This is a genomic window from Sphaerotilus sp., from assembly GCF_034519685.1.
Classification (GTDB): Bacteria; Pseudomonadota; Gammaproteobacteria; order Burkholderiales; family Burkholderiaceae_C; genus Sphaerotilus.
On sequence record NZ_JAXHOF010000003.1, the window covers coordinates 945,236 to 967,529 of the forward strand.

Annotated in this window: 23 protein-coding genes; 14 read left to right on the top strand and 9 right to left on the bottom strand. The window is 69.1% G+C overall.

Going from position 1 to position 22,294, the window contains the following annotated elements; translation table 11 throughout:
* Positions 1-117: 117 nt before the first annotated feature.
* Positions 118-2,490, top strand: a complete 2,373-nt coding sequence (locus tag U5O44_RS08035) for a putative bifunctional diguanylate cyclase/phosphodiesterase (protein WP_322587911.1) — start codon at positions 118-120, stop codon at positions 2,488-2,490.
* Between the two features lie 40 nt (positions 2,491-2,530).
* Positions 2,531-3,409 carry a 4-hydroxybenzoate octaprenyltransferase gene (gene ubiA, locus U5O44_RS08040; RefSeq protein WP_322587912.1) on the top strand — a complete coding sequence of 293 codons (879 nt, stop codon included), beginning with the start codon at positions 2,531-2,533 and terminating at the stop codon, positions 3,407-3,409.
* Here the strand turns inward: ubiA and pdxA are convergent.
* Positions 3,394-4,452: a 4-hydroxythreonine-4-phosphate dehydrogenase PdxA gene (pdxA, locus tag U5O44_RS08045; protein WP_322587913.1), complete on the bottom strand. Its 1,059-nt coding sequence runs from the start codon at positions 4,450-4,452 to the stop codon at positions 3,394-3,396. The two genes, ubiA and pdxA, sit on opposite strands and share 16 nt — an antisense overlap.
* Before the next feature lie 57 nt (positions 4,453-4,509).
* On the opposite strand from pdxA, the gene hisI reads away from it, so the two are divergent.
* The 6 genes from hisI to tatC all read left to right on the top strand — a co-directional run bounded on the left by hisI (position 4,510) and on the right by tatC (position 7,328).
* Entirely contained in the window at positions 4,510-4,920 is a 411-nt protein-coding gene (gene hisI, locus U5O44_RS08050; RefSeq protein WP_322587914.1) for a phosphoribosyl-AMP cyclohydrolase, read from the top strand.
* Positions 4,917-5,264, top strand: coding sequence for a phosphoribosyl-ATP diphosphatase (locus tag U5O44_RS08055; RefSeq protein ID WP_322587915.1), 348 nt, complete (start codon positions 4,917-4,919; stop codon positions 5,262-5,264). Before hisI ends, U5O44_RS08055 begins: the two co-directional genes overlap by 4 nt.
* A 53-nt stretch (positions 5,265-5,317) precedes the next feature.
* On the top strand, positions 5,318-5,665 hold the full coding sequence (locus U5O44_RS08060) for a histidine triad nucleotide-binding protein (protein ID WP_322587916.1): 348 nt from the start codon (positions 5,318-5,320) through the stop codon (positions 5,663-5,665).
* 74 nt (positions 5,666-5,739) lie between these two features.
* Positions 5,740-5,997 carry a Sec-independent protein translocase subunit TatA gene (gene tatA, locus U5O44_RS08065; protein ID WP_322587917.1) on the top strand — a complete coding sequence of 86 codons (258 nt, stop codon included), beginning with the start codon at positions 5,740-5,742 and terminating at the stop codon, positions 5,995-5,997.
* 32 nt (positions 5,998-6,029) lie between these two features.
* The gene (tatB, locus tag U5O44_RS08070) at positions 6,030-6,524 is read left to right on the top strand and encodes a Sec-independent protein translocase protein TatB (RefSeq protein WP_322587918.1); all 495 of its coding nucleotides are present in this window, start codon (positions 6,030-6,032) and stop codon (positions 6,522-6,524) included.
* Positions 6,525-6,536: 12 nt separating this feature from the next.
* Positions 6,537-7,328, top strand: coding sequence for a twin-arginine translocase subunit TatC (gene tatC / locus U5O44_RS08075; protein ID WP_322587919.1), 792 nt, complete (start codon positions 6,537-6,539; stop codon positions 7,326-7,328).
* An 18-nt stretch (positions 7,329-7,346) separates the two neighbouring features.
* Here the strand turns inward: tatC and U5O44_RS08080 are convergent, their stop codons facing one another.
* Positions 7,347-8,534 (bottom strand): S1C family serine protease, encoded by a 1,188-nt coding sequence (locus tag U5O44_RS08080; protein ID WP_322587920.1) that lies wholly within the window; start codon positions 8,532-8,534, stop codon positions 7,347-7,349.
* Positions 8,535-8,550: 16 nt separating this feature from the next.
* On the opposite strand from U5O44_RS08080, the gene U5O44_RS08085 reads away from it, so the two are divergent.
* Positions 8,551-9,315 carry a Nif3-like dinuclear metal center hexameric protein gene (locus tag U5O44_RS08085; protein ID WP_322587921.1) on the top strand — a complete coding sequence of 255 codons (765 nt, stop codon included), beginning with the start codon at positions 8,551-8,553 and terminating at the stop codon, positions 9,313-9,315.
* A 23-nt stretch (positions 9,316-9,338) separates the two neighbouring features.
* Here U5O44_RS08085 and U5O44_RS08090 read toward each other — a convergent pair whose 3' ends face one another.
* The gene (locus U5O44_RS08090; protein ID WP_322587922.1) at positions 9,339-10,178 is read right to left on the bottom strand and encodes a DODA-type extradiol aromatic ring-opening family dioxygenase; all 840 of its coding nucleotides are present in this window, start codon (positions 10,176-10,178) and stop codon (positions 9,339-9,341) included.
* Positions 10,179-10,275: 97 nt separating this feature from the next.
* Between U5O44_RS08090 and U5O44_RS08095 the strand changes: the two genes are divergently transcribed.
* The gene (locus U5O44_RS08095) at positions 10,276-12,867 is read left to right on the top strand and encodes an ABC transporter permease (RefSeq protein WP_322587923.1); all 2,592 of its coding nucleotides are present in this window, start codon (positions 10,276-10,278) and stop codon (positions 12,865-12,867) included.
* 10 nt (positions 12,868-12,877) lie between these two features.
* Here the strand turns inward: U5O44_RS08095 and U5O44_RS08100 are convergent, their stop codons facing one another.
* Together U5O44_RS08100 and U5O44_RS08105 are read right to left on the bottom strand one after the other, a co-directional pair.
* Positions 12,878-14,926 (bottom strand): chemotaxis protein CheW, encoded by a 2,049-nt coding sequence (locus U5O44_RS08100; protein WP_322587924.1) that lies wholly within the window; start codon positions 14,924-14,926, stop codon positions 12,878-12,880.
* Between the two features lie 26 nt (positions 14,927-14,952).
* Positions 14,953-15,315 carry a response regulator gene (locus U5O44_RS08105; protein WP_322587925.1) on the bottom strand — a complete coding sequence of 121 codons (363 nt, stop codon included), beginning with the start codon at positions 15,313-15,315 and terminating at the stop codon, positions 14,953-14,955.
* Positions 15,316-15,452: 137 nt separating this feature from the next.
* On the opposite strand from U5O44_RS08105, the gene U5O44_RS08110 reads away from it, so the two are divergent.
* The 4 genes from U5O44_RS08110 to U5O44_RS08125 all read left to right on the top strand — a co-directional run bounded on the left by U5O44_RS08110 (position 15,453) and on the right by U5O44_RS08125 (position 19,452).
* The gene (locus tag U5O44_RS08110) at positions 15,453-16,613 is read left to right on the top strand and encodes a hybrid sensor histidine kinase/response regulator (RefSeq protein WP_322587926.1); all 1,161 of its coding nucleotides are present in this window, start codon (positions 15,453-15,455) and stop codon (positions 16,611-16,613) included.
* Positions 16,610-17,239, top strand: a complete 630-nt coding sequence (locus tag U5O44_RS08115; protein ID WP_179634686.1) for a response regulator — start codon at positions 16,610-16,612, stop codon at positions 17,237-17,239. Before U5O44_RS08110 ends, U5O44_RS08115 begins: the two co-directional genes overlap by 4 nt.
* 327 nt (positions 17,240-17,566) lie before the next feature.
* Positions 17,567-18,583 (top strand): GNAT family N-acetyltransferase, encoded by a 1,017-nt coding sequence (locus tag U5O44_RS08120; RefSeq protein WP_322587927.1) that lies wholly within the window; start codon positions 17,567-17,569, stop codon positions 18,581-18,583.
* Positions 18,580-19,452, top strand: coding sequence for a cupin-like domain-containing protein (locus U5O44_RS08125; RefSeq protein ID WP_322587928.1), 873 nt, complete (start codon positions 18,580-18,582; stop codon positions 19,450-19,452). The genes U5O44_RS08120 and U5O44_RS08125 overlap by 4 nt, the downstream gene beginning before the upstream one ends.
* A gap of 31 nt (positions 19,453-19,483) precedes the next feature.
* On the opposite strand, the gene hisF is transcribed toward U5O44_RS08125, so the two are convergent.
* From hisF to hisB, 4 genes are read right to left on the bottom strand one after another with little or no spacing between them, the layout of a single operon-like run.
* A complete protein-coding gene (gene hisF, locus U5O44_RS08130; protein WP_322587929.1) occupies positions 19,484-20,263 on the bottom strand; it encodes an imidazole glycerol phosphate synthase subunit HisF in 780 nt (259 codons plus the stop codon).
* On the bottom strand, positions 20,263-21,012 hold the full coding sequence (gene hisA, locus U5O44_RS08135) for a 1-(5-phosphoribosyl)-5-[(5-phosphoribosylamino)methylideneamino]imidazole-4-carboxamide isomerase (RefSeq protein ID WP_322587930.1): 750 nt from the start codon (positions 21,010-21,012) through the stop codon (positions 20,263-20,265). Before hisA ends, hisF begins: the two co-directional genes overlap by 1 nt.
* Before the next feature lies 1 nt (position 21,013).
* Positions 21,014-21,673 carry an imidazole glycerol phosphate synthase subunit HisH gene (gene hisH / locus U5O44_RS08140; protein ID WP_322587931.1) on the bottom strand — a complete coding sequence of 220 codons (660 nt, stop codon included), beginning with the start codon at positions 21,671-21,673 and terminating at the stop codon, positions 21,014-21,016.
* Positions 21,673-22,293 carry an imidazoleglycerol-phosphate dehydratase HisB gene (hisB, locus tag U5O44_RS08145; RefSeq protein ID WP_322587932.1) on the bottom strand — a complete coding sequence of 207 codons (621 nt, stop codon included), beginning with the start codon at positions 22,291-22,293 and terminating at the stop codon, positions 21,673-21,675. The genes hisH and hisB overlap by 1 nt, the downstream gene beginning before the upstream one ends.
* Position 22,294 lies beyond the last annotated feature (1 nt).

A 22,294-nucleotide genomic window follows, 5' to 3' on the forward strand; every position in this document is an offset into this window, starting at 1 on the left:
CCGACATGTCCGGTTGCGAGTTTCCCGATGCCCTCCTCCCCGAAAACGAGCCGCACTTCCCCGACGTCACCGCGTCGCCGCGAGGCGGAACGCCGCAGCAAGGACCGCCGGAACTCCGTGCAGTCGTCCGAAGCCGCGGTCGAGGCCCGGGTGCGCCTGCGCCAGCACGCGGCCGTGCTGCGCACCCTGCCGTTCATGGCCGGCATGTCGCTGATGAGTGCCCTGCTGCTGGCCTTCTCCGCCTCGCCGCAGATTCCACAGGCGCTGCTGCTGGTCTGGCTCACCGCCATCGTCGCCCTCACCCTGGCCCAGCTGCAGTTCTGGTTCAACCACCGCCGCCACCGCGCCTCGGCGGTCTCGTCCCGGCGCATCACGGCCTATGACCTGCATGCCGCGCTCATCGGGGCCGTCTGGGGACTGGCCCCCACCACGCTGATCTTCGACCACGGGCCTTCGCACCAGCTTGCCATCGGCCTGACCATGGTGGCCATGCTCAGCGCGGGGGCGTTCACGCTGCTGTCACTGCCCAGAGCGATGAACGCCTTCGTCGGCGCCATGGGTGTGGGCACGCTGGTGTGCTATGTCGGCTGGGGCTCGACGCTGCAGACCCACGGCACAGCGCAGTGGATCCTGCTGGCGGGACTGGCCATCGGCGCCTCGCGCGGGGTGCGACGCAATCTGCAGGCCCGTGTCAGCGCCGAGGTCAAGGCCGAGCACCAGAACCAGCTCATCGGCCTGCTGCTGCGCGACTTCGAGGAACACGGCAGCGACGTGCTGTGGGAAATCGACTCGGCTGGCCGCCTCAAGCATGTCTCCAAGCAGTTCGCGGGCGCGCTGGGCCTGACGGTGGAAGACCTCAACGACCATTCGCTGCTCGCGCTGCTGGCCGATCTGCAGAAGAAGCTCAGCGAGGCCGACCGTGAATCCGCCAACACGCTGCACGAGCGGCTGACCCAGGGCCACCCGTTCCGCGACGTGCTGCTGCCCATGGTGGTCCAGGGCAAGCAGCGCTGGTGGTCGATGACCGCCAAGCCGCTGGTGGACGAACGCGGCAGCGCCATCGGCTGGCGCGGCGTGGCCCGTGACGTGACCCAGGCCCGCATCGCCGACCGGCGTCTGGCCTGGCTGGCCCACTACGACACCCTCACCGGCCTGACCAACCGTGCGCACTTCCGCGTGCTGCTCGAAGGTGCCTTGCAGAACAGCCGCACACGCCTCAGCCAGGGCGCCGTGATGTGCCTGGACCTGGACGGCTTCAAGAACGTCAACGACACCCTCGGCCACGCCACGGGCGACGCGCTGCTGGTCGAGGTCTCGCGGCGCATCAAGGAAGCGGTCGGGCGCAACAATGTCGTGGCGCGGCTCGGCGGCGACGAGTTCGCCGTGCTGCTGCGTTCGGTGCGCGAGGAGGCCGAGATCGGCACCACCGCCCAGCGCATCGTCGACGCCATGCGCGCACCCTGTGAGGTGATGGGCGCGGCCGTGCCGGTGCGCGTGAGCATCGGCATCGCGCGCTTCCCGCAGGACGGCACCACCGTCGACGAGATGATGCAGAACGGCGACCTCGCCCTCTACGACGCGAAGGCGAATGCCACCGGCTCGATGCGCTTCTTCGTTGCCCGGCTGGGCGAGCAGATCCGCCGCCGGCTGGTGCTGGAGCGCGACCTGCGCGAAGCGATGGAGAAGAACCAGCTCTCGCTGCACTACCAGCCCAAGGTCAGCCTGCACGACTGGGAAGTCATCGGCTTCGAAGCCCTGCTGCGCTGGAACCACCCGGAACACGGCCCGATCCCCCCCGCAGAGTTCATCCCGGTGGCCGAGGAAAGTGGCCTGATCCTGCCGATGGGCGAGTGGGCGCTGACCGAGGCCTGCTGCCAGGCGGCCCGCTGGCCGGATCCGCTGCAGGTGGCGGTCAACATCTCGCCGGTGCAGGTCATGACGCACAACCTGCCCGAAGCCGTGCAGCGCGCGCTGCGGACCAGCGGTCTGGCACCGGGCCGGCTGGAGCTGGAGATCACCGAATCGGTGTTCATCAACGACAACCGCGGCACGGTGGAGCGGCTGCACGCGCTGCGCCGGCTGGGCGTGCAGATCGCGCTGGACGACTTCGGCACCGGCTACTCCTCGCTGGCCTATCTGCGCCGTTTCCCGTTCGACACGCTGAAGATCGACCGCGCCTTCGTGCGCGAGCTGCTGATCAGCCGGGACGCGCGCTCGATCGTGCGCAACATCCTGGCGCTGGCCAAGTCGCTGCGCATGTCGACCGTGGCCGAGGGCGTGGAAGAGCCGCTGCAGGTCAATGTGCTCGAAGCCGAGGGCTGCAACATGGTGCAGGGCTACTTCGCCTCGCGCCCGATGCCGGCCGACCAGGTGCTGGAGTTCGTCCTCAAGTGGCGCGAGCGCGACCGGCCGCAGCGTCCGCGCGAGCTGGAACTCGAGGACACCCGCACCGCCGAGCTGATGCCCTCGCTGCCCGAGACCATGCTCTGAATCCGGCAAGGCGGTGCGGTGACGCGAGACAATCGACGCCATGAACGCCACCGCCCCCCGCCCCGCCGACCGGCTTGCGCTGTACCTCGACCTGATCCGCTGGAGCCGGCCCGCTGGCTGGCTGCTGCTGCTGTGGCCCACGCTGACCGCGCTGTGGCTGGCCGCGAACGGGTTTCCAGGACTGCACCTGCTGGCCGTGTTCACGCTCGGCACCATCCTGATGCGCAGCGCCGGCTGCTGCATCAACGACGTCGCCGACCGCGACTTCGACCGCCACGTCAAGCGCACTGCGCAGCGCCCGGTCACCAGCGGTGCGGTGTCGGTCAAGGAAGCGCTGGCCGTAGGTGCCGCCCTGGCATTGGCAGCGTTTGCACTGGTGCTGACGACCCATCCGCTGGCGATCGCTTGGTCCTTTGGTGCGCTGGCCGTGACGCTGGTCTACCCCTATGCCAAGCGCTTCGTGTCGATGCCGCAGGCGGTGCTGGGCGTGGCCTTCAGCTTCGGCATTCCGATGGCCTTCGCGGCGACACGCGGCGAGATCCCGCCGCTGGCCTGGGGGCTGCTGGCCGGCAACCTGTTCTGGGTGCTGGCCTACGACACCGAATACGCCATGGTCGACCGCGACGACGACCTGAAGATCGGCATGAAGACCTCGGCCATCACGCTCGGCCGCTGGGACGTGGCGGCGATCATGGCGTTCTACGCGGTCTACCTGGCGGTCTGGACCTGGCTGGGTCTGCAAGCGGGGCTGGGCACCATGTTCCTGGCCGGCATCGCGGTCGCCGCTGCGCAGGCACTGTGGCACTGGACGCTGATCCGCGACCGCTCGCGCGACGGCTGCTTCCGCGCCTTCCGCGAGAACCACTGGGTGGGCGCGGCGGTCTTTGCCGGCGCCGTGCTCGACTACGCGCTGCGCTGAGCCAGTCGCCGCGCCATCGCCAGCGCCGCCACCAGACTGGACGCATCCGCCACCCCACGCCCGGCCACGTCGAAGGCCGTGCCATGGTCCGGGCTGGTGCGCACGAAGGGCAGGCCGAGCGTGACATTGACGCCCTGCTCCACCCCCAGGTACTTCACCGGGATCAACCCCTGGTCGTGGTACATCGCCAGCACCACGTCGAACTCGCCGGTGCGGGCGCGCATGAACACCGTGTCGGGCGCGTAGGGGCCGCGGGCGTCGATGCCCTCGGCGCGGGCTGCGGCGATGGCCGGCGCGATGACCTCGATCTCCTCGCGGCCGAACAGCCCGCCCTCGCCCGCGTGCGGGTTCAGTCCGGCCACGGCGATGCGCGGCACCGGCTGGCCCCAGCGCGCCGCACTCGCGTGCGCGATGCGCAGCGTGGACAGCACGGCGTCGAAGGTCACCCGCTCGATGGCCTCGCGCAGCGCGCAGTGCACCGTCACCAGCACGGTCTTGAGTTCCTCATTGGCCAGCATCATGCGGACGTCCGCCGGCTGGCCGTGCAGCGCGCTTTCGGCCGCCAGCATCTCGGTGTGGCCCGGATACGGCTCACCCGCGGCGAACAGCGCCTCCTTGTGGATCGGCGCCGTGACGATGGCCGAGACCTCGCCGCGGCTGGCAAATGCCACCGCGTCGCGGATGCACACCGCCGCGAGCCGGCCGCAGCGGGCGTCCACCGTGCCCCACGGCGCCTGCGCCAGCTCCGGACAGCGCCAGCTCGGCAGCAGCACCGGCAGCGCGCCGGGCGGCACCAGCGGCAGGTCGGCAACCGAATCGATCACGGCGATGGGCAGCTCGGGCACATCGGCCCGCTGGCGCCACACCGCCGCCGCGCGGCGCAGCACCGCCGGCTCGCCGAGCACCAGCGTCTGTCCGGCCGGGCCAGTGCGGCCATCGAGGAAGGCGCGGACGATGGTTTCCGGGCCGATGCCCAGCGCGTCGCCGAGCGTGATCACCACAGGGGGCGTGGCGAGGGATTGAACAGGGTCAAGGTGTGCCATGGGGCAATTGTCACGGAACGCGCGGAGCGGTCATGTCCGGTTGCTACACTCCCCCGCATGAACTGGCTGGACAAGATTGCATGGACTGCGGAGGGCCTCGTGCCCGTGATCGCGCAGGAAGCGGGCACGCACGACGTGCTGATGTTCGCGTGGATGAACCGCGAGGCGCTGGCGCTCACCGCCGAGCGCGGCGAAGCCGTCTACTGGAGCCGCTCGCGCAACCGGCTCTGGCACAAGGGCGAGGAGTCGGGCCATGTACAGCAGGTGCACGAGATCCGTCTCGACTGCGACCAGGACGTCGTGCTGCTGAAGGTGACGCAGCGCGGCCACGAACCCGGCATCGCCTGCCACACCGGGCGCCATTCCTGCTTCTACGAACGCCTGCTGCCGGGCGAAGACGGACAGCCCGCGTGGCAGCCGGTCGAGCCCGTGCTCAAGGATCCCCACACCATCTACGCCAAGCCATGACAACGCCGACGACGTCCATGACCTCCCAGGACAGCCTGGCCCGCCTCGCCGAGGTCATCGCCACGCGCCGTGGCGGCGACCCGGACAAGAGCTATGTCGCACGCCTGTTCCACAAGGGCACCGACACCATCCTGAAGAAGATCGGCGAGGAGGCCACCGAGGTGGTGATCGCCGCCAAGGATGGTGACGCGCAGAAGATCGTCTACGAAGTGGCCGACCTGTGGTTCCACAGCCTCGTGGCGCTGGCACAGTTCGGCCTGACGCCGGCCGACGTGATCGCCGAGCTGGAGCGCCGCGAAGGCCTGTCCGGGCTCGCCGAGTTCGCCAGTCGCCCGAAGACCTGATTCGCCCCCCCGCTCTGACTCCATCTCCATCGACTCTTAACCCCCGCAGTGCCATGAGCCACGATCCGAACTGCCTGTTCTGCCGCATCGCCTCCGGCGAGATCCCCGCCCAGAAGGTCTACGAGGACGATGAACTGATCGCGTTCAAGGACATCCGCCCGGTCGCCCCCGTGCACCTGCTGATCATTCCGCGCCAGCACATCACCGGCCTCGGCGACGTGACGGCAGAGCACGAAGCGCTGCTGGGCCGCATGGTGGCGCTGGCGCCGCGGCTGGCGGTCGAGCAGGGTGCCACCAACGGTTTTCGCACGGTGATCAACACAGGACCGGACGGCGGGCAGGAGGTCTACCACCTGCACATGCATGTGATGGGGGGCCCCCGGCCCTGGAAACACGGCTGACCCTAGAATCCCGCGATTGAACGATCCACCGAACAATCCATCCAACGCCTCACACACCGTACCGGAGCACCACCATGGGCCTGTCCACCACCCACCTGATCATCTTCCTCGTCATCATCGTGCTGGTCTTCGGCACCAAGAAGCTCAAGAGCATCGGCTCCGACCTCGGCTCGGCCGTCAAGGGGTTCAAGGATGGTGTCAAGGACAGCGACAAGACGGACGCAGCCACCACCGCAGCAGCCGCGAACACGGCGGCACCGGCCGCCCAGGTCGTTGCCGAGAAGCGCCTCGACAGCCAGACCATCGACGTCGAAGCCAAGACCAAGTCGTGATGGCCACAGTGACACGTCTCGGCGCCTGACCCATGCTCGACATCGGCATTTCCAAGATCATGCTCGTGGCGGGCATCGCGCTGGTCGTGATCGGCCCGGAGCGGCTGCCCAAGGTGGCCCGCATGGCCGGCACGCTGATCGGCCGGGCGCAGCGCTATGTCGCCGACGTCAAGGCCGAGGTCAACCGCTCGATCGAGCTGGAAGAACTCACCAAGGTGCGCGAACAGTTCGAGACCGCCGCCCGGGACATGAGCCAGTCGGTCTCCGGCGGACTGCATGACGCCACACGCGACGTCAATGCCGCCCTCGGTCAGGGTGTCGATGGCGACACGCCCACCTACGAGCCCTACAACTGGGACAGCGCGCCTGCGCCCACCGCCTACAAGCCACCCAAGAAGAACTGGCGCATCAAGCGTTCCGCGGTGCCCCAGTGGTACAAGAAAAGCGAGAACGTGCGCCGCCATGTGCAGTCGGGCGCCGCCCGGGTGGCACGCTTCCGCCCTGCACGCTCGACGCGATCGTTCTGATCCCCTGGTTCCATGCCCACACCCACCGATGAGCTGCAAGGCACCGAAGCGCCTTTTGTCAGCCACCTGATCGAACTGCGCGACCGCCTGCTGAAGACCGTGTACGGCGTCGGCGCGATCTTCGCACTGCTCTGCCTGTTTCCCGGCCCGTCGCGCATGTACGACCTGCTGGCGTTGCCACTGGTCAAGGCGCTGCCCGAGGGCTCGAAGATGATCGCCGTCGGCGTGGTCTCGCCCTTTCTCATCCCGATCAAGGTGACGCTGCTGATCGCATTCGGCGCGGCCTTGCCGTGGGTGCTCTACCAGATCTGGGCCTTCGTGGCACCGGGCCTGTACAAGCACGAACGCCGGCTGGTGCTGCCGCTGGTGACGAGCAGCACCCTGCTGTTCTATCTGGGTGTCTCGTTCTGCTATTTCTTTGTCTTCGGGCAGGCGTTCCCGGCCATCCAGTCGATGGCGCCTGCCTCGGTGGCCGTGAGTCCGGACATCGAGGCCTACCTCGACTTCGTCATCACGATGTTCATCGCCTTTGGCGTGGCATTCGAGGTGCCGGTGGCCGTGGTGGTGCTGACACGGCTTGGCGTGCTCACGGTCGAGCAGCTGCGCGAATTCCGCCGCTATTTCTGGGTGGCGGCAGCGGCGGTGGCGGGTCTGGTCACGCCGCCGGATGCCGTGTCGATGATCGCGCTGCTGCTCCCGATGGGGCTGCTGTACGAGGTGGGCATCGTCGCGTCACAGTTCTTCCTGAAGCACACGCAGCCACCGGCGGAAAACAGTCCCGACAGCCCGAGCAGTCCGGGCTGATGGCGGACGCCCGATCCATCATTCCTGCGCCGGATCGCGGACAACCACCTTCGCCTTGGGGCGTTGCGCCACCCTGACCTTCAGCTCCAGCGCCTGATCGCCCCGCTGCACGGTGATGACGGCAGGCGACAGCGGCTTGAGTGCCGCCACCGCGTTGAGCAGCTGCGCCGTGCTGGCCACTGGCACGGCGCCCACCTTCAGCACGACGTCACCGGGCTGCATGCCTGCGGCGCTGGCCGGGCCGCCCTGCAGCACGCCCGTGATCAGCACGCCGTGGTCCACCTTGAGCTTGAAGGACTCGGCCATGTCGGCCGTCAGGTCGCTCGGCTGCACGCCGATCCAGCCCCGCATCACCACACCCTCGGTGATCAGCCCCTCCATCACCTGCCGCGCCGTGGACACCGGGATCGCGAAGCCGATGCCCATGCTGCCGCCCGAACGCGAATAGATCGCCGTGTTGATGCCCAGCAGCTGACCGGAGGCATCGACCAGCGCGCCTCCGGAGTTGCCCGGGTTGATGGCGGCATCGGTCTGGATGAAGTTCTCGAAGGTGTTCAAGCCCAGTCCGGTGCGGCCGACGGCACTGACGATGCCCGAGGTCACCGTCTGTCCCACATTGAACGGATTGCCGATCGCCAGCACGATGTCGCCGACCTGCAGGGCATCCGCGTCTCCGAACGTGATCGCCGGCAGGCCTGTGAGGGCCACCTTGAGCACGGCGAGATCGCTGTCCGGGTCGGTGCCGACCACCTTGGCCGCCACGCGCCGACCGTCGGCGAGCCCGATCTCGATCTGGCCGGCGTTCTCGACCACGTGGTTGTTGGTGAGCAGGTAGCCGTCGGGCGAGACGATCACCGCCGAACCGGTGCCACTGGACGGCCCGTCCTGGTCACCGAAGTCGCGGTGGAACCAGGGCTCGGCCGGATTGGGCTTGGACTTGCGCCGCGTGTTGACCGCCGCGCTGGTGACCACGCTGACCACGGACGGCGAGGCACGGCGTGCTGCGGGCGCGAAACTGCCCGGGCTGGCCGGGATGCCGGCTGCGCTGGCCGCTGCCGGCGGCGCCTGGGCGATGTTGAACTGCACCGGCGCGCCGGTGGCGGCGGCCGGCGGGCCGATCCATTGCGGCTTGAGCGTGGCCAGCACGAAGACCATGGCCAAGGCGACCGTGACCGCTTGAGAGAATACGAGCCAGAGCCTGCGCATGGACAAGGAGCGATGAATGACGGAACACGTGGCACACCGAGCCGAACTGACCAGCCATCTGGAGCAATGCCTGGAACCCGCCCGGTTCACGGATTATGGTCCCAACGGCTTGCAGGTGGAGGGCCGTGCCGAGGTGCGCCGCCTCGTCAGCGGCGTGACCGCCAGCCTGGCGCTGATCGAGGCCGCAGCCGCAGTCGGCGCCGACGCCCTGCTGGTCCACCACGGCCTGTTCTGGCGTGGACAGGACGGGCGCGTCACCGGCTGGATGAAGCAGCGCCTGGCCGCGCTGCTGCGCCACGACATCAACCTCTACGCCTACCACCTGCCCCTGGACGCCCACCCCACGCTGGGCAACAACGCACAGCTCGGCGCCCATCTCGGTCTGGTCACGGAAGGTACCTTCGGCGACAAGGCCCTGGGCGTGATCGGTCGGCCGGACGACGGCGCCTGCACGCTGGAGGCCTTTGCGGCCCGGGTCGGCACGCGGCTGGGCCGCACCCCGGTGGTCGCACCCGGCGATGGGCGCACGCTGCAGCGCGTGGCCTGGTGCACCGGCGGCGCGCAGGGCTGGTTCGACTCGGCGATCGCCGCCGGGGCCGATGTCTACCTGACCGGCGAGATCTCCGAGCCACAGGCCCACATCGCCCGCGAGACCGGCGTGGCGTTCCTGGCCTGCGGACACCACGCCACCGAGCGCTACGGCGTGCAGGCCCTCGGCGCACATCTGGCCGTGCAGTTCGGCCTCGCACACCAGTTCATCGACATCGACAACCCGGGCTGAGCAGGAGCGGGTACGGATCGGGTTCAGGCGAGTGCTGCTGCCAGCACACCGGCCTGTGGCCCGAACGCGAAGCTGTCCATCGCCAGCACACCCGCATCGACACTGCGGTGGATGCCCACGGCGGGTGACGCCTCCCCCCCGGCCCCCGCGGCGATGTAGAACGGCAGCCAGTGTTCGTCCGTCGGGTGCTGCAGCGCGGCGCCGGGGGCCTGCTGGCGGTAGTCCAGCAGCGCGGGCCAGTCGCGCGCCGTGCCGCGGGCGTGCACCCAGTCCTGGAAGGCGACCACGTCCGGCTCGATCTGCCCTTCCGGCACCGAGCGCGGGCCGAAGAAGCGCCGCAGGTTGTGCGTCATCGCGCCACTGCCGATGACGAGCACGCCGTCCTCGGCCAGTGCCGACAGCGCACGGCCCGCCGCCCAGAGCTGTGCTGGCGTCCAGGTCGGTACCAGCGTCAGTGGTACGACCGGCACATCAGCCCCCGGCCAGGCGCGTTTCATCACCGTCCAGATGCCGTGGTCGAGGCCGCTGGCGTCCACCGCCTGCGTCGGGATGCCGGCCTCGCCCAGCCGCCGCGCCACGGCATGGGCCAGCAGCGTGTCACCGCGGGCGTCGTAGCGCTGGGCATACAGCTCGGCCGGAAACCCACCGAAGTCGTGGATCGCCTCATGGCGGGCGGCTGCCAGTACCATCGGCTGCCGCGTCGACGAATGCGGCGAGACCACCACGGCGGCCCGGGGACGGCCGAAGGTGCGGTCGATGGCGGGGCCGAGGCGGTCGAGGAACTGCGCCGCAGGCGAGTCTTCGAGGGCGATCATCGGCGAGCCGTGCGACAGGTAGAGCGGGGGCAGGGAGTGTGTGGGCATAGTGGACTCGATTGAAACGCCGCTTTCGACCAGCGCCATTCTGTGCCTTTGCACACAGCGTTCGGACAGGCGTCACGGGCTGGTGTACCTTGGCGCCATGAACACCGAAGACGTCCTGTCCGCCCCCGTGCCGAAAGCGGCCAACATCCCCCCCTCCGTGCTGCGACTGGCTTGGCGGCAACTGCTGCGCGACTTGCGGGCGGGCGAGCTGCGGCTGATGCTGGTGGCCGTGGCGCTGGCCGTGGCGTCGATCTGCAGCGTAGGCTTCTTCGCCGACCGCCTGCAGGCCGGGCTGGCCCGCGATGCGCTGACCCTGCTGGGCGGGGACGCCGTCATCGCCAGCGACCAACCGCTGCCCGAAGCCTTCGAGCGCACCGCCCGCGAGATGGGCCTGAAGTCCGCCCGCAATGTGCGCTTTCCCAGCATGGCCCGCGCGCCCGAGGCGCAGGGCGGTGCCTCGAAGCTGGTGTCGGTGAAGGCGGTGTCCGCGGGCTACCCCTTGCGGGGCACGCTGGGCGTCAGCGACAGCGCCACCGGCGTGGTCCGCGAGCAGACCAGCGGCCCGGCGGCGGGCACCGTCTGGGTCGATGCCGCCGTGCTGGACGCACTGGCCGTGCAGGTCGGCGACACGCTGCACCTGGGCGACGCGCAACTGCGCATTGCCCAGGTGCTGCGGATCGAGCCGGACCGGGATGCCGGCTTCATGAGCTTCGCCCCCCGGGTGATGCTGGCCGAGGCCGACCTGGCCGCCACCGGCCTGATCCAGCCGGCCAGCCGTGTGAACTGGCGTCTGGCCGTGGTCCCGACGGACAACAGCCGGCGTGCCACCGCCCTGGCCGCCGTGCGCGGCTATGTGGCCTGGGTGGAGGCCACGGTCGAGCGTGATCGCCTGCGCGGCACCCGGATCGAGTCGATGGACAACGCCCGCCCGGAGATGCGCCAGACGCTGGACCGCGCGGGGCAGTTCCTGCAGCTGGTGGCCGTGCTGGCAGCCCTGCTGGCGGCCGTGGCGGTGGGCATCGCGGCGCGTGGCTTCGCGGCGCGGCACCTGGACGCCTGCGCGATGCTGCGCGTGCTCGGCCTGCCGCAGCGGCGCATCGCGGCAATCTACGGGCTGGAGCTGGGGCTGGTCGGCGTGGCGGCGAGTGCGCTGGGCGTGCTGATCGGACTGGCTGTGCACCAGGTGTTCGTCGTGCTGCTGGCCGGACTGGTCGAGACGAATCTGCCGGCACCGGGACTGTGGCCGGGCGTGTTCGGGCTGGCGGTGGGGATGGTGCTGGTGGTGGCGTTCGGACTGCCGCCTGTGCTGCAGCTGGCGCAGGTGCCGCCGCTGCGGGTGATCCGACGGGACATGGGCGATCTGCGGGCAGCGTCGCTGGTGGTGCTGGTGGCCGGGCTCGCGGGTTACGCGGCACTCCTGATGGTGGTGGCACAGGATCCCAAGCTCGGCCTCATCGCCGTCGGTGGTTTCGGCGTTGCCTGGGCGGTGTTCGCCGGTGGCGCATGGCTGGCGGTGCAGGCGCTGCGGCGGGCGGTGCCGGAGGTGGGCGCACCCCGCTGGCTGACGCTGGCCACGCGCAGCCTGAGTGCACGGCCGGCGCTGGCGGTGCTGCAGGTCAGTGCGCTGGCACTGGGGCTGATGGCGCTGATGCTGCTGGTGCTGCTGCGCACCGACCTGATCTCCAGCTGGCGCGCAGCCACACCCGCGGATGCGCCGAACCGCTTCGTCATCAACATCCAGCCAGACCAGGGCGAGGCCTTCCAGCGCTCGCTGGCCGATGCGGGGGTCGCACGCTACGACTGGTACCCGATGATCCGCGGCCGGCTGCTGGCGGTGAACGGCCGGCAGGTCGGCCCGAACAGCTACGCAGAGCCCCGCGCGCAACGGCTGGTCGAGCGCGAATTCAACCTCAGCCACAGCGCGGCGCTGCCCGGCCACAACCAGGTGGTGGCCGGTCAGTGGACCGCCGACGAGACGGACGGCCTGAGCGTGGAGGAAGGTCTGGCGCAGACCCTCGGCCTGAAGCTCGGCGACCGCCTGCGCTTCGACATCGCCGGCGTGCCGGTCGAGGGCCGCATCAGCAGCCTGCGCAAGGTCGACTGGAGTTCGATGCGGGTGAACTTCTTCGTGATGTTCCCGCGCAGCGCCATGCCGGACCTGCCTGCGACCTACATCGCGGCCCTGCGGGCGCCCCAGACACCGGGCTTCGATGCCGCACTGACACGCGACTATCCCAACATCACCAACGTCGACGTCTCCGCCCAGATCGGCCAGGTGCAGCGGGTGCTCGACCAGGTGATCCGGGCGGTGGAGTTCCTGTTCGGCTTCACGCTGTGTGCCGGGCTGCTGGTGCTGTTCGCAGCCGTCAGTGCCACACGGGAGGCACGGGCACGGGAATTCGCGCTGCTGCGGGCGATGGGCGCCGGCAGCGTGCTGCTGCGGCAGGTGCAACGGGCCGAGCTGCTCGGCGTGGGCGCCCTGGCGGGCTTGCTGGCCTCGGCGGCAGCACTCGCCGTGGGCTGGGCATTGGCACGGGAGGTGTTCGCGTTCCAGTGGAACCCGCCGCTGTGGGTGCCGCTGTTCGGCGCCTTGGCGGGCGCGCTGCTGGCACTGGGCGCCGGGTGGTGGAGCCTGCGCGAGGTGCTGCGCCGCCCGGTGAGCGAGACGCTGCGGCAGGCCGCAGCGTGAGGCCGGCCGCTCAGCGCCGGCCGACCAGTGTGCCCACGTCCAGGATCAGCGCCACCTTGCCATTGCCCAGGATGGTGGCACCGGACACGTCGGGGATGCGCCGGAAGTGGGTCTCCAGGTTCTTCACCACCACCTGCTGCTGCCCGACCAGCTCGTCGACCAGCAGGGCCGCACGCAAGCCCTCGGACTCCACGATGACCATGATGCCGGGTGCTGGCTGCCCCTCGGCCGCGGGCGAGCCCAGCAGCTCGGCCAGATCGACCACTGGCAGATAGTCCTCGCGCACCTTGGCCACCCGGGCGCCACTGCCGAGCGAGCGGATCGAGTCCGGCCCGACCAGATCACTCTCGACGACCGAGGCCATCGGCAGGATGTAGACCTCGTCGCGCACTGCGATGCTCATGCCGTCCATGATGGCCAGCGTCAGCGGCAGGCGCACCTTGACGCTCATCCCGCAGCCGGGCGCCGAGTCGATCTCGACCCGCCCGCCCAGACCGGTGATGTTCTTCTTCACGACGTCCATGCCGACCCCGCGGCCCGAGACATCGGTGACCACTTCCGCAGTGGAGAACCCCGGCTCGAAGATCAGGTTCCAGACCTGTGTGTCCGTCAGCGAATCCGGCGCCGGCAGACCCCGCTCGCGTGCCTTCGACAGCAGCTTCTCGCGCGACAGCCCCTTGCCATCGTCGCGCACCTCGATCACGACCGAGCCGCCCTGGTGCCAGGCGGACAGGGTGATGGTGCCGTGCGCGGTCTTGCCGCTCTGGGTGCGGACCTGGGGCAGCTCGATGCCGTGGTCGCAGGAGTTGCGCACCAGGTGGGTCAGCGGGTCGGTGATCTTCTCGACCAGACCCTTGTCCAGTTCGGTGGCCTCGCCGATGGTGACCAGCTCGACCTGCTTGCCCAGCTTGCCCGACAGGTCACGCAGCATGCGCGGGAAACGGCTGAAGACGGCCGACATCGGGATCATGCGGATCGACATCACGGCGTCCTGCAGATCCCGCGAATTGCGCTCCACCAGGCTGATCGACGACAGCAGCGCCTGGTGCGCGACCGGGTCGAGCGCACGGCTGCTCTGGATCAGCATGGCCTGCGTGATCACCAGCTCGCCCACCAGGTTGATGAGCTGGTCGACCTTGTCCACCGACACGCGCAGCGTCGTCGCGTCCACCGAGGCCCCCGCCCCACCGGACCGTGTCGTCGGGGCGACCGGTGCAGCAGACGGCAGCGAGGGGGCCAGCGCAGCGTTGGCGACGGCCTTCTGGACCTCTTCCGATGGCGCGCCGGGATTGCCATCGTGGAATCCGTAGCCGAGACCGAGCACGCTCAGGTGCACCAGCTTGCGGTCGACGTGGAAGCTGAACAGGTCGAGCAGCTCGGAGTCGGTGCAGCCGGTGGTCACGCTGAAGCGGCGCATGCCGTCGACAGCCTCGCCGAAGTCGAGCGGCCGCATCTCGCCCAGGCCGGGAATTTCCTCGAACAGCTCGTGCAGGTGGTTGGCGCCCCCGCCGTGCTGCAGCGGCCCGATGCGCACCTCCAGTTCACGCTGACCCGCCGCAACAGGCTTCCTGACCGGAACATCCGCCACGGACGGTGTCGGATCCGGCACCGTCGGGGCATTGGACAAGCGGGCCAGCTGACGGATGTCGGCCACCAGCGCCTGCGTGGACGGAGACTCCGGCGACTGCCCCTGGCGGAACGAGAGCTGGCCCCAGAGCGCATCGCCGCCGCGCAGCAGCACGTCGACCATGGGCGGCGTCGGCGCCAGCTCATGGCGCCGCAGCCGGTCCAGCAGCGTCTCCATCTCGTGCGACAGTTCGGCCACTTCGGAAAATCCGAAGGTGGCTGCACCGCCCTTGATCGAATGGGCCACGCGGAAGATGGCGTTGAGGGTCTCATCGTCGACGGCCGTCGGGTCGAGCGCGAGCAGCAGCTGCTCCATGCGCTGGAGGTTTTCCGCGGCCTCCTCGAAGAAGGTCTGGTGGAACTGCTGCAGATCGAGACCCGCATCGCTGGAGCGGCTGGAGGAGTCCCGCTGGTCCTGGTATGAATCGGACATGTAGTGCGCCTGAAAAGTGGCCGCGTTCAGCGGATGACCATGCGAAGGACTTCGAGCAGCTTGATCGCGTCGAAAGGCTTGACGAGCCAACCAGTCGCCCCCGCCTCCCGACCCGCCTGTTTCATCTCGTCACCCGACTCGGTGGTGAGGATGAGGATCGGCGTGGACTGGTACTGCGAGGTCTCGCGCAGCTTGCGCGTGAGCGTGACACCGTCCATGCGGGGCATGTTCTGGTCGGTGAGGATGAGGTCGAAGCTCTGCTTGCCGGCCTTGTCCCAGGCATCGGTGCCGTCGACGGCCTCCACCACCTGGTAGCCGGCGCTCTTGAGCGTGAAGGAAACCATCTGCCGCATGGAGGCAGAGTCATCGACGGCGAGGATCAAAGGCATGAGGCGCTACTCCGGCAGGGGCCAGACGCTTCCTGCGGGCAGGGGATGCGTCAACTGCCTCATTTTTTCTCACTACCGGGTAGCGGCGGTGCAAGGATCACGCCGCAAAATCCAGCCCAGTTTTCAGGAGACGCCCCATGTACCGCCCGCCTCCACCGCGCCGCCTGCGCATCCTGCACCTCGAAGACTCGGACATGGACCACCAGCTGGTCCTGGTCCACCTGCGCCGCGGCGGCATCGAGGCCACCATGCACCGCGTCGACACGGAGGGCGCCTTTCTCGCCGCCCTGGGCCAGAGCTGGGACGCCGTCATCTCGGACTACAACCTGCCGGGCTTCTCCGGGCTGATCGCGCTGGAGCTGCTGCGCGACCGCGACACCCTGCTGCCCTTCATCCTCGTCTCGGGCGAGATCGGCGAGGACACCGCGGTGGAGGCCATGCGCAATGGTGCCTCCGACTACCTGCTCAAGAGCAACCTGAACCGCCTGGTGCCGGCGCTGCTGCACGCGGTCGAGGTCTGCGAGGGCCAGCGCGCCCGCCAGCGCACCGACGCGGAGCTTGCCCGCTCGCGCAAGCGCCTGTCCGAGCTGGCCCAGCACCTGCAGACCAGCATCGAGATGGAGCGCGCCGCCATTGCGCGCGAGGTCCACGACGACGTCGGCGGCTCGCTCACCGCGGTCAAGTTCGACCTGGCCTGGATCGCCCGCCATGCCCCGAACGGCCCGATGGCCGAGCGTGCGCAGCAGGCGCTGGAGTCGGTCAACCACGCCATCGAGGCCAGCCAGCGGATCATGCACAACCTGCGCCCCGCCATCCTGGAGCAGGGGCTGGTGGCCGCGCTGCAGTGGATGACGCAGCGCTTCGAGCGCCGCACCGGCATGCGCACCACCTTCCGCACCAGCCACGACCACCTCAGCCTCTCGCCCGGAGTGCCGCTCGTCGCCTACCGCACGGCCCAGGAGGCGCTGACCAACATCTCCAAGCACGCCAAGGCCACCCGGGTGCAGGTCGACCTGACCGTGGCGGCCGGCGTGCTGTCGCTGGAGATCAGCGACAACGGCCGCGGACTCGCCAATGGCGACCTGGGCAAGGACCATTCGTTCGGAATCCGCGGCTTGCATGAACGAGCGGACACCGTCGGCGGCTGGATTGACCTGAGCAGCTCGCCGACCGGCACGACCCTGATACTCTCCGTGCCTCTCGACCTGGGCGGCGAGATGTCTCGCGCCGGCGATGCCGAGCCGGACCCTCCGCTGACCAGCAGCCCGCATGATCCTTCTACCTGGGGCGCCCTATGACCCGCGTGATTCTCTGTGACGACCATGCCCTGATCCGCCGCGGCATCCGCGACACGCTGGCCGAGCAGCCCGACATGCAGATCGTCGGCGAGGCCGGCGAATACGGCGAACTCCGCAACCTGCTGCGCACCACCACCTGCGACGTGCTGGTGCTCGACATCAACATGCCCGGCCGCAGCGGGCTGGACGTGCTGCACGCGCTCAAGGACGAGGGCTCGCCGATCCGGGTGCTGATCGTGTCGATGTACCCCGAGGACCAGTACGCGCTGCGTGCGCTGCGGGGCGGTGCCTACGGCTACGTCAACAAGGGCGGCGACACCGCGCAGATCGTCACCGCCGTGCGCATGGTCGCCCAGGGCCGCAAGTACATCACTGCCGAGATGGCGCAGATGCTGGTCGAAAGCCTGACCACGCCAGCCCCGGAAGCTGCGCACGACAAGCTCTCCGACCGCGAACTGCAGACGCTGACGATGATCGCCTCCGGCAAGCGCCTCTCGGACATCGCCGAGCAGCTGTCGCTCAGCCCGAAGACAGTGAGCGTCTACCGGGCGCGGGTGCTGGAGAAGCTCGGGCTGACGAACAACTCGGAGCTGACGGTCTACGCGATCCGCAACGAGCTGGTGTGACATCCGGGGCATCGTGGGCGTGTCTTAGGAGCGGCTGAACACCCACCCATTCCCCGCGCGCAGGCGCAGCACAGAGCTTAAAAACACCACAAAATGTAACCAATGTCACAGCATTGGCGCATTTTGTATCCACCTCTTCCACCCCCCGCCTGCAGTTCCGCCGGCATCGCCGCCAAGGTTGGCCAGGCCCACCTGGCACGTGAGCCGTTCAGGCGAGAACTGACGAGCACCGAACCGTCGTCCCCAGTGCGGCCTGGGGCGGGTGTGCCCCCTGCGACGGATTGGCTGCCAGGCAGTTGTGCCGAGCCGAACCACTTCTACCTGCCCATGCTGCTGCAGCCGGCGCTGGAGCACCTGCGGGAGGAAACGGTCCACTGCATCGAGCCCCGCCTGGACGGCGTGCCGATCGCCCTGCTGCCAGTCACGGTCGGCCAGCGCCACAGCCGCTTCCCGGCCGCCCATTGCGCCAACTGGATTCACCGCCACGGCTTCTACGGCGCCCCCTTGCTGCGCAAAGGCCACGAAGACGCCGGCTGGGAAGCTGTGCTGGCTGCACTGGATGCGGCGCCCTGGTCCGGCCACTTCCTGCACCTGCGCCGCATCGCGGCGGACGGCCCCGCGGCGCAGGCACTGGCGCGGGTCTGTGCCCGACAAGGACGGCGCCTGCAGGAGGTCGGGCGTTCCCAGCGGGCGCTGCTGCACAGCGCGCTGGATGCCAAGGCCTATTGGGAGCAACAGGTCCGCGCCAAGAAGCGCAAGGAGCTGCGCCGCCTGATGACCCGTCTGGGCGACGAAGGTCCGGTGCAGACCCGTGTCTTGCGCGACGCTGCCGAACTGCCCGAGTGGATCGACACCTTTCTCGCGGTCGAGCGCGCGGGCTGGAAGGGCGAGCGCGGCACCGCACTGGCCTCCAGCCCCGCGGACACTGCATTTTTCCGGACCGGCTGCGCGGCGGCCATGGCGAGCGGCACCCTGGATCTGCTGCGGCTGGACTGCGGCGACCGCACCATCGCGATGCTGCTCAACTTTGTCGGCCCGGACGGCGCCTTCTCGTTCAAGATCGCCGTCGACCCCGCCTTCGCCCGCTATTCGCCGGGCGTGCTGATCGAGCAGTTCAACCTCACACGGGTACTGGACGACCGCGTGGCGCCCTGGATGGACAGCTGCGCCGCACCCGACCACCCCATGATCGACAGCCTCTGGGGCGAGCGGCGGACCATCGCCCACTACCGCGTGGCCTTGCGACATGGCGGGATACGCGGCGCGGCCGGGCGTCTGGTGCTGCCCACGCTCTCGGTCCTGGAGGCCGGATTCCAGAGACTTAAGCGCAGGATCACACCATGACTCCCACCGGCACCGCCTCCGCTGCCACGCCGGTCTTTCCGACCACGGCGCTCCAGGCCATCCAGCAGGCCTACCCCGACCGCCATGCCAGGCTGCTCCACCAGTTGCTGGGCCATCCCTTGCTCACGCGCGATGCATTGGCCGCTCTGGCCACCCGCCTGCCCGAGGCGTCGATGGAATACAACCTCGGCACGCTGCCCGTTGGCCTCGACCCGCACGACACTCCGGCCAACGGGCTGTCAGCCGCCGAGACGATCCGCTCGATCGACGAGAACAGGAGCTGGATCGTGCTGAAGAACATCGAGCGCGACCCCGCCTACGGCGCCTTGCTGGACAGCGTGCTGGCCGAACTGGCGCCGCTGGTGATGCCGGTGACCGGGCCGATGGTGCGCCGCGAGGCCTTCCTCTTCCTCAGCTCACCCGGCAGTGTCACGCCGTTCCACATGGACCCGGAGCACAACATCCTGCTGCAGATCGAGGGCCGCAAGGTGATGAACCTCTTCCCGGCCGGCGATCCGGTGCTGGTCCCGCCCACGCAGAGTGAAACGTTCCATGCCGGCGGCCACCGCAACCTCGCCTGGGACGAGGCCTTCCGCGACCAGATGGACCCCGTGACCCTGACCCCCGGCGATGCGGTACTGGTGCCGGTGAAGGCTCCCCATTTCGTGCAGAACGGCGACGGTGTGTCGATCAGCCTGTCCATCACCTGGCGCTCGGCCCGGTCGGGTGCCGAAGCGGACCTGCACCGCTTCAACCGCTTGCTGCGGGCACGCGGCTGGCCACTGGTCCGCATCAGCGGCCAGCCGGAGCGACAGCGCTTGGCGCGGGCGGGCTACCGCATCACGTGCAAGCTGGTGGGCGAAACCTGACCCTGTCGATGGCGAGCCTGGAAGACGCCCGTCAGATCCGCACCGGAATCCCCCGCGCCGCCATCAGCCGCTTGGCCTCGCCGACCGTGTGCTCGCCGTAGTGGAAGATGCTGGCGGCCAGCACGGCATCCGCCCCACCCTGCTGCACACCGTCGGCCAGATGGTCGAGGTTGCCGACACCGCCCGAGGCGATCACCGGCACCGGCACCGCGTCCGCCACCGCGCGCGTCAGCGCCAGGTCGAAGCCGATCTTGGTGCCGTCGCGGTCCATGCTGGTCAGCAGGATCTCGCCCGCGCCCATCTCGGCCATCTGCCGCGCCCAGGCCACCGCGTCGAGGTGCATGTTCTTGCGCCCACCGTGGGTGTAGACATCCCAGCCGGGGCCCTTGCTCGCCAGGTCTTCGCCGACACGCTTCTTGGCGTCGATCGCCACGACGATGCACTGCGCGCCGTACTTGTCCGAGGCGTCGCGGATCACCTGCGGATTGGCCACCGCCGCCGAGTTGAAGCTGACCTTGTCCGCGCCCGCGTTGAGCAGCCGGCGCACGTCCGCCACCGTGCGCACGCCGCCGCCCACCGTCAGCGGGATGAACACCTGCGACGCCACCGCCTCGATGATGTGCAGGATCAGGTCGCGGCCGTCGCTGGTGGCTGTGATGTCGAGGAAGGTCAGCTCGTCGGCGCCCTGGTCGTTGTAGCGGGCGGCGATGTCCACCGGATCACCCGCATCGCGCAGACCGACGAAGTTGACGCCCTTGACGACCCGGCCGCCGGTCACGTCGAGGCAAGGGATGATGCGTTTGGCGAGCATCAGACGCCCGCGCCGTTGCGCTCGTCGGCGAGCCGCTGGCCCGCCGCGAAGTCCAGATCGCCGGTGTAGATCGACCGGCCGCAGATCACCCCCGTCACACCTTCCGCCTCCACCGCGCACAGCGCCTCGATGTCGGCGATGTTCGACAGCCCGCCCGAGGCGATCACCGGAATCGTCAGCGCCTGCGCGAGCTTCACGGTGGCCTCGATGTTGATGCCGGTGAGCATGCCGTCGCGGCCGATGTCGGTGTAGATGATGCTCTCCACCCCGTAGCCCTCGAACTTCTTCGCCAGGTCGACGACTTCATGGCCGCTGAGCTTGCTCCAGCCGTCGGTGGCGACCATGCCGTCCTTGGCGTCCAGGCCGACGATGATGTGGCCGGGGAAGGCGGTGCAGGCGTCGCGCAGGAAACCGGGATTCTTCACCGCGGCCGTGCCGATGATGACGTAGGTGATGCCGGCATCGAGGTAGCGCTCGATGGTGTCGAGGTCGCGGATGCCGCCGCCGAGCTGCACGGGGATGGTGCCGTCCACCTCGGCCAGGATGGACTGGATCGCCCCGGCGTTGACCGGCTTCCCGGCGAAGGCGCCGTTCAGGTCCACCAGGTGCAGGCGTCGGCCGCCGGCATCGAGCCAGCGGCGGGCGACCACCGAGGGGTCCGCGCCGAAGGTGGTGGAGTCGTTCATGTCGCCTTGTTTGAGGCGCACGCATTGACCGTCTTTGAGGTCGATTGCCGGAATCAGCAGCATGTCAGGGCTTCCAACCAAGGAAATTGCGGTACAGCGCCAGACCGTGGTCGGCGCTCTTCTCGGGGTGAAACTGGGTGGCAAAAATGTTGTCGCGGGCCACGGCGCAGGTGAACGGAGCGCCGTAGTCGGTCTCGCCCGCGGCGTGGCGCAGGTCGTCCGGCGTCGTGTAGTAGCTGTGGACGAAGTAGAACCACGCCCCGTCCGGCACCCCCGCCCAGACCGGATGCACCACCCCTTCGTGGGCGATCTGGCGCACGCGGTTCCAGCCCATCTGCGGCACCTTGAAGCGGCTGCCGTCGGGCTGCAGGCGACCTTCGAGCTGGAAGCGTTTCACGCGACCTGGGATCAGGCCGAGACCCGGCGTGTCCTGCTCCTCCGAGTGGTCGAGCAGCATCTGCATCCCGACGCACACGCCCATCAGCGGCTTCGTCGCGGCGGCTTCGAGCACAGCATCCTTTAGCCCCGAGTCGTGCAGCTCGCGCATGCAGTCACGCATCGCGCCCTGCCCCGGCAGCACGACGCGCTCGGCGGCCCGGACTTCGTCGGGCCGCGACGTGACGACCACCTCAAGCCCGGAGTCCTGCGCGACGTGCAGCACTGCCTGCGACACCGAGCGCAGGTTGCCCATGCCGTAATCGACGACTGCAACCGTCCGGGCCATCACAGGCACCCCTTCGTCGAGGGAATCACCCCGGCCGAGCGCGGATCGGGCGTGATCGCCATGCGCACTGCGCGGCCGAAGGCCTTGAACATCGTCTCGCACTGGTGGTGGGCGTTGTGGCCCTTGAGGTTGTCGATGTGCAGGCTGACCAGCGCGTGGTTGACGAAGCCCTGGAAGAACTCGTAGACCAACTGGGTGTCGAGCGCACCGATCATCCCGGAGGTGAACTTGACGTCCATCTCCAGCCCCGGGCGCCCGGAGAAGTCGATCACGACCCGCGACAGCGCTTCATCCAGCGGCACGTAGCTGTGCCCGTAGCGCGTCAGGCCCTTCTTGTCGCCCACCGCCTTGGCCACCGCCATGCCGAGCGTGATGCCCACGTCTTCGACCGTGTGGTGGCCGTCGATGTGCAGGTCGCCGTCGGCCTCGATCTCCAGGTCGATCAGGCCGTGGCGGGCGATCTGGTCGAGCATGTGGTCGAAGAAGCCGATGCCGGTGGCGAGCTTGGAGGTGCCGGTGCCGTCGAGGTTGACCCGCACACGGATCTTGGTCTCGTTGGTGTTGCGCTGGATCTCGGCGATCCGAGGGGTGAAGTCAGGGCTGACGCTTGGAGTGCTCATG